General features: G+C 64.5%; 4 protein-coding genes and 1 pseudogene. 4 read left to right on the top strand and 1 reads right to left on the bottom strand.

All coding sequences use genetic code 11. The features are described 5' to 3' along the window. On the bottom strand, positions 1–157 hold a 157-nt coding region (locus EN750_RS25280; protein ID WP_127398136.1), incomplete at its 3' end, for an SDR family NAD(P)-dependent oxidoreductase. A 102-nt stretch (positions 158–259) separates the two neighbouring features. Between EN750_RS25280 and EN750_RS25275 the strand changes: the two genes are divergently transcribed. The 4 genes and pseudogenes from EN750_RS25275 to EN750_RS25260 all read left to right on the top strand — a co-directional run. Further along, positions 260–1,153, top strand: coding sequence for a LysR family transcriptional regulator (locus EN750_RS25275; RefSeq protein ID WP_127398134.1), 894 nt, complete (start codon positions 260–262; stop codon positions 1,151–1,153). A gap of 284 nt (positions 1,154–1,437) precedes the next feature. Beyond that, a complete protein-coding gene (locus EN750_RS25270) occupies positions 1,438–2,298 on the top strand; it encodes a xanthine dehydrogenase family protein subunit M (protein WP_127398132.1) in 861 nt (286 codons plus the stop codon). Continuing rightward, the gene (locus tag EN750_RS25265; protein WP_013530647.1) at positions 2,298–2,774 is read left to right on the top strand and encodes a (2Fe-2S)-binding protein; all 477 of its coding nucleotides are present in this window, start codon (positions 2,298–2,300) and stop codon (positions 2,772–2,774) included. Before EN750_RS25270 ends, EN750_RS25265 begins: the two co-directional genes overlap by 1 nt. A 1-nt stretch (position 2,775) precedes the next feature. Beyond that, positions 2,776–3,290 (top strand): annotated as a pseudogene (locus tag EN750_RS25260) (xanthine dehydrogenase family protein molybdopterin-binding subunit); the annotation flags it as partial.

Genomic DNA, 3,290 nt, shown 5'->3' with positions numbered 1-3,290 from the left:
GTTCTTCGGCCTCGGCGCGGCCCCGTGCATAATTGATGACGACAGCAACGCCGTCGCGGGCGAGCCGTCGTGCGATGGCGGCGCCGATGCCTTTGGAGGCGCCGGTCACGATCGCGGTTCTGGTTTGGCCACCCGTACTTGTTTGATTGGATGTCATGGAAGTCTCTCCGTGTGTTGGTGACACGGATATAGGCCGGGCCACTTCCCGGATAATCGGCTGCCTATTGACATCACTATTCGGAAATTGCGAACAAAAGCCATGGATCGACTGGACACGATGCGGCTCTTCGTTCGCGTTCTGGAGCGGCGCAGCTTCACCGCTGCCGCGGCCGATCTCGGCCTGCCGCGTTCTACTGCAACGGAAGCGATCCGACGACTGGAAGAGCATCTCGGCGCGCGGCTGCTGGAACGAACGACGCGGCAGGTGAACGCCACCCAGGACGGCGAAGCCTACTATCGGCGCTGTCTGTCGATCCTGGCCGAGATCGAGGATGCCGAGGCCGCCTTCCGCAATGCGGAGCCTTTCGGCCTGCTGCGCATCGACGCCAGCACCCTGCTCACCCGCACATTTCTGTTGCCGCGCCTGCCGGAGTTCCTCGCCCGCTATGTCAGGATCGACCTGCAGATCGGCCAAAGCGACCGGCTGGTCGATCTCGTGCGTGAAGGCGTCGACTGTGTGATCCGCGTCGGCGAGCCGCCCGACAGCGGCATGATCATGCGGCGGCTGGCTGTCATCCGCGAGATCACCTGCGCCAGCCCTGCCTATCTCGAGCGCCACGGCACGCCCGTCTCCCCCGATGCGCTCGACGGTCACCAGGCGGTGGGCTTTGTTTCGTCGCGCACCGGCGAGACCCTTCCGTTCGAATTCACCGTCGCCGGCAGTATCCGTGAGGTGCGGCTGCCAGGCCGCGTCGCCGCCAACAATTCCGACACCGCCGCCGATCTGGCGCGGCTTGGCCTCGGCCTCATCCAGGCGCCGCGCTATCGCTTCGAAAAGGATCTGGCGGATAGGACGCTCGTCGAGGTGCTGGCCGACTATCCGCCATCGCCGACACCGCTGTCGGCGCTCTACCCGCAGAACCGTCAGCTCTCGCCACGCCTGCGCGTCTTCCTCGACTGGGCCTCGCGCATCTTCGCCGAGGCCGATCTCTAGGGCAATTCCAGGAAAAATGTGAACAGTTTCCCGGGAAAGCGCATCACGGGCTGAGGCCGTTCCGGTCCAAAAGCGGACAAAAGCGAATGAGCGCACTTGATCCATAACCGAAGTTTCACGAAAATCATCCCAAAGCCGGTTGCTGCCATTCAGCGCGCCACATTCGGTCTGTTGGACCGGATATTGCGGCGCCTGGCCTAATCGCCGCAGATGCGGAACCGGATAGCCATTATGAGGAGACTGTTTATAACGGTCGCTGAAATCGCGATGACCAAGGGGAGACGATGCGCTACATACGTCCGCTTTCAATAGAAGATGCCGTTGGCCAGTTGGCCGGGTCGGCTGGTACGGCCGCCATCCTCGCAGGAGGCAGCGACCTCCTGGTCAGGATGAAGGGCGGCTTTGCCGAACCAGAGCTGATCGTCGACATCAAGGCGATCGATGGCTTGAGCGAGATCCGGGAAACGGCTGAAGGCTTCAGCATCGGCGCTGCGGTTCCCTGCGCCGTCCTGGGGGAGAACACCGCCCTCAAGAAGGCATGGCCTGGCGTCGTCGAGGCGGCCAAGCTGATCGGCTCGAAGCAGGTGCAGGGACGCTGCACCATCGTGGGCAATCTCTGCAACGCCTCGCCGGCCGCCGACAGCGTGCCGGCGCTGGTTGCCGCCGGCGCCAAGGCAGTGGTCGTCGGGCCGGCGGGCCGGCGCACGATTCCCGTGCAGAGCGTGCCGACGGCGCCGGGCAAGACGTCGCTGGCCAAAGGCGAGATCATCGAAGCGATCCTGCTCGACAAGCGCGAGCCGCGGTCTGGCGATGCCTATCTGCGTTTCATTCCGCGCACCGAGATGGACATCGCGGTGGTCAGCGCCGGGGTGAACCTGACGCTCGACGAGCACGGTGTCGTCAAATCGGCCCGCGTAGCGCTGGGCGCCGTGGCGGCGACGGTGCTTCTGGTCGAAGAGGCGGCGGAGGTGCTCATCGGCTCCAGGCTGGACGAGGCGACGCTGGAGCGGCTCGCTAAGGTTTGCGCGGGGGCATGCCGTCCCATCGACGACAAGCGCGGCACCATCGAATTCAGACGAAAAGTTGCGGGTGTGCTGGCCCAGCGGGCCGCCACATCAGCCTATGCACGTGCAGGAGGCAAATGATGGCCGGTATAGCAGTTTCAACGACAATCAACGGCGACGCTGTCGAGTATCTTTGCCAGCCGGACGAGACGCTGCTGGACGTCCTGCGCGATCGGCTGGGGCTGACGGGCGCCAAGGAAGGCTGCGGCACCGGCGACTGCGGCGCCTGCTCGATCATCCTCGACGACCGGCTGGTGTGCTCATGCCTGGTGCTCGGCGCCGAAGCTGAGGGCCGTCGCGTCGAGACCATCGAGGGCATGGCCCATGGCGATACGCTGCACCCGCTGCAGCAGAAATTCCTCGAGCATGCGGCGCTGCAATGCGGCATCTGCACGCCGGGCTTCCTGATCGCGGCCAAGGACCTTTTGGCCAAGAACCCCGACCCGACCGAGGAGGAAATCCGCTTCGGCCTTGCCGGGAACCTCTGCCGCTGCACCGGCTACGACAAGATCGTGCGCGCCGTCCAGGACGCGGCCATCGTGATGAAGGGAGCCTGAGATGAATTTCGATCCACGTTTTTCCGGACGTAAATTCACCTCCGTCGGCACGCGTCCGATCCGTCCCGACGGCATCGACAAGGTGACGGGCCGCGCGCGCTATGGCGCCGACTTCAACATGGCCGGCCAGTTGGTTGGGCGTGTTCTCAGAAGCCCGCACGCCCACGCCAGGATCGTCAAGATCGACACGTCCAAGGCGGAGAAGCTCGCCGGCGTCAAGGCGGTGATCACCGCGGCCGACCTGCCCGACCTCACCGATGGCGATGCCGCCATGTACGACGTCCTCGACAATTGCATGGCGCGCACGAAAGCGCTCTATGACGGCCACGCGGTGGCCGCGGTCGCCGCGATCGACGCCCGCACCGCCAGGCAGGCGCTGAAGCTCATCGAGATTGAATACGAGCTTTTGCCGCATGTCACCGATGTCGACGAGGCGGCGAAGCACACGGCGCCCCTGATCAACGATGCCATCTTCACCGAGGGCCTCGAGGAAAAGCCGGTAAAACCCTCCAACAT

Origin of the sequence: Mesorhizobium sp. M7A.F.Ca.ET.027.03.2.1 (assembly GCF_003999175.1) — a bacterium.
Classification (GTDB): Bacteria; Pseudomonadota; Alphaproteobacteria; order Rhizobiales; family Rhizobiaceae; genus Mesorhizobium.
This window is presented reverse-complemented; position numbering and strand designations above follow the sequence as displayed.